This window comes from Corynebacterium sp. (genome assembly GCF_030538285.1).
Lineage (GTDB): Bacteria > Actinomycetota > Actinomycetes > Mycobacteriales > Mycobacteriaceae > Corynebacterium.
Genome location: NZ_JAUNUG010000089.1, coordinates 1 through 2912 on the forward strand (window position 1 = coordinate 1; position 2912 = coordinate 2912).

Annotated in this window: 4 protein-coding genes; 1 reads left to right on the forward strand and 3 read right to left on the reverse strand. The window is 70.3% G+C overall.

Annotated features, from left to right (window positions below; genetic code table 11):
* A partial coding sequence (locus Q4G50_RS14540; protein WP_303378370.1) for a polyprenyl synthetase family protein occupies window positions 1-416 on the reverse strand: 416 nt, incomplete at its 3' end.
* A 99-nt stretch (window positions 417-515) separates the two neighbouring features.
* Between Q4G50_RS14540 and Q4G50_RS14545 the strand changes: the two genes are divergently transcribed.
* The gene (locus Q4G50_RS14545) at window positions 516-1778 is read left to right on the forward strand and encodes a geranylgeranyl reductase family protein (RefSeq protein WP_303378371.1); all 1263 of its coding nucleotides are present in this window, start codon (window positions 516-518) and stop codon (window positions 1776-1778) included.
* 3 nt (window positions 1779-1781) lie between these two features.
* Here Q4G50_RS14545 and Q4G50_RS14550 read toward each other — a convergent pair whose 3' ends face one another.
* Together Q4G50_RS14550 and Q4G50_RS14555 are read right to left on the reverse strand one after the other, a co-directional pair.
* Window positions 1782-2471 carry a demethylmenaquinone methyltransferase gene (locus tag Q4G50_RS14550; RefSeq protein ID WP_303378372.1) on the reverse strand — a complete coding sequence of 230 codons (690 nt, stop codon included), beginning with the start codon at window positions 2469-2471 and terminating at the stop codon, window positions 1782-1784.
* Window positions 2472-2496: 25 nt separating this feature from the next.
* Window positions 2497-2912: glycosyltransferase (locus Q4G50_RS14555; protein ID WP_303378373.1), on the reverse strand; the 416-nt coding region annotated here is incomplete at its 5' end.

Consider the following 2912-nt stretch of genomic DNA (forward strand, 5'->3'; position numbering starts at 1 on the left):
AGCCGGGAGGCGTGGGCGAAGAGGATGTCGCCGGCGAGGATGGCCACGGCGTTGTCCCAGCGGGCGTTGGCGGAGTCGACGCCGCGGCGCAGCTCGGCCTCATCCATGACGTCGTCGTGGTACAGCGTCGCCAGGTGCACGGTCTCGAGCACCGCGGCAGCCTTGACCACCTCGGGTGATCCCGCGCGGGGGCCGTACTCGGAGGCCAGCAGCGTCATCATCGGACGGAAGCGTTTGCCACCGGCGGTGAGCAGGTGGGTGACCTTGTCCGTGAGGAAGTCCTCGCCCTTCGCCAGTTCCTCGCGGAGCATGACCTCCACCGCGGCCATGCCGGTGGCGATGCGTTCGTTGAGCGCAGCGTCGCCCAGATCCACGTGCCCGGCCGGGCGGGGCTGGTCGGTGGTGCCGTGGGTCATGTCGGAATGTCCTTGCAACGATGTCAAAGAGGAAGATGATCGGGTTCAACCGTAGTCCAAAGTTGCGGCTCTCCGTACTCGGGGTGTCAGAATGGGCGCATGAGTGTCGTGGGTGCCGAGCGTGTCGTGGATGTCCTTGTTGTCGGAGCAGGGCCCGCCGGGGCGGCCGCCGCGATTCATGCGGCCGATGCGGGGATGGAGGTCCTGCTTATCGACGCCGCCGTCTTCCCCCGCGACAAGACCTGCGGCGACGGCCTCACCCCGCGCGCCATCCACAGTCTCTCCCGCCTCGGCCTGGCGGAGGAGATCACCGGCAGCTACCACAATCTGGGCCTCAAGCTGCGGGGATTCGGCGGCTCGGTGACCGCGCCGTGGCCGGACGGTCACTACGGGAAACTCGGGTCCGCGATGGCCCGCCGGGAGTTCGACCATCTCCTCGTCCGCACCGCCGTGGAGCGCGGTGCGGAGCTGTGGGAGGATGCGTCCGCCACCACCGTCCAGCGCACCGGGCAGCGGGTCGACGAGGTGACGGTGGTCCACGCGGGCGTCGAGAAGCGGATCCGGGCACGCTGGGTGCTGGTGGCTGACGGCGTGCGCTCAACGTTCGGCAAGCTGCTGGGACGCCAGTGGCACCGCGGGGAGGTGTACGGCATCGCCGCGCGCTCGTACTGCGAGACCCCGCAGTCGACGGAGCCGTGGATCCACTCGGATGTTGAGCTTCTCGACGCCGACGGTGTCGTCCAGCCCGGCTACGGGTGGATCTTCCCGCTCGGCGACGGACGGGTGAACCTCGGCTGTGGCGCATTGTCCACGGATGCGCGCCCCGCGAAGGTGAACACCAAGAAGCTGCTCTCCCACTACGCCGCCCAGAAGCGCGACGAGTGGCAGCTGGGCCCGGAACAGGACGTCACCTCGGCGCTGCTGCCGATGGGTGGTGCGGTGTCCAATGTGGCGGGCAGCAACTGGCTGCTCATCGGCGACGCCGCCGCCCTGGTCAACCCCCTCAACGGCGAAGGTATCGACTACGGCCTCGAGTCCGCGGAGATGGCCGTGGCGCTGCTGCGCGAGGGGCGGGACCTGACCCTGGTGTGGCCGCACGTGCTGCGGGAGACCTACGGCGAGGCGTTCCTGCTCGCGCGGACCGCCGCCCGCCTGCTCACCTACTCGCGCTTCCTGCCCGTTGTCGGCCCGCTGGGTCTGCGCGGCCCGGTGGGTGCAGCGGTCATGCCGGCGGCCGCGCGCCTCATGGGCAACCTCATCACAGACGAGGACCGTGACCTCATCGCCCGCGTGTGGCGACTGGCCGGCGGCGCCGTGTCCCGGGTGCGCCGCGACACCCCCCTGTGGTCGCGGACCGCCTGAACCCTAGGCGGGCTTGACCGCCGAGTGCAGGGCCACGATGCCGAAGGTGAGGTTCTGCCAGCCGGCCTGCTCCCAGCCGTTGGCGTTGATGGTGCGGGCCAGGCCCTCCTGATCGGGCCACGCTCGGATCGAGTCGGCCAGGTACTCGTAGGCCTCCGGGTTGGAGGAGACGAGGCGCGCCACCTTCGGCAGCAGGCGCATGAGGTACTCCTTGTAGCCGGTGCCGAAGACGGGGACGGTCGGGGTGGAGAACTCCGCGATCGCCAGCCGCCCGCCCGGCCTGGTCACGCGCGCCATCTCCCGCAGGCCGGCCTCGTGATCGTGGAAGTTGCGCAGGCCGTAGGAGATGGTCACCGCGTCGAAGGTGTTATCCGGGAAGGGCAGCTGCGTGCCGTCGCCGCACACCTTGGGCACGTCGCGGTCGCTGCCGGCCGCGAGCATGCCCTGGGAGAAATCGCAGGCCACGCACCAGGCGCCGGACTTGGCCAGCTCGACGGTGGACACGGCGGTACCGGCCGCCAGATCGAGGACCTTCTCCCCCGGCTGCAGGTTGAGCCGCTCGCGGGTGCGCCGCCGCCACCGGGCATCCTGTCCGAAGGACAGGATGGTGTTGGTCAGGTCGTACTTCTCCCCGACGGCGTCGAACATCGACGCCACGTCGAAGGGCTTCTTGTCCAGGTCTGCCTTAGCCACGCGTACGAGTCTAGGGCAGGTCGTCTCAGGCGACGCGCGCGCCCAGGGCGCGGGCGGCCCACAGGGGCAGCTCGGGGCGCGGGCCGAAGAAGGTGAGCGGCACGCGACGGGTCTCGGCGATGACCTCCGAGTAGTAGCCCAGCAGCTGCTCGCAGAGCGCCTCCCAGGTCTTGGAGCTCACGGAGACGCGCGCGTTGTGGCGCAGCTGGTCGTGGCGGTCCCGGTGCAGCAGCCAGTCGGCGGCGGTGGGCAGGTCGCGGGTGAACGTGTCGACGTCGAGAAGCAGACCGTTGTAGCGCTCCTGGATGAGGTCGACCGGGCCGCCGGCGCGCGGGCCGATGGTCGGGACGCCGGAGGCCTGGGCCTCCTGGATCGCCTGGCAGAACGTCTCGAACTCGCCGGCGTGGACGAACAGGTCGAGGGAGGCGTAGTGGCGGGCGA

Coding starts and splice junctions, on each gene's coding strand:
- Q4G50_RS14545 (WP_303378371.1), top strand. CDS start 516: ATGAGTGTCGTGGGTGCCGAGCGTGTCGTGGATGTCCTTGTTGTCGGA.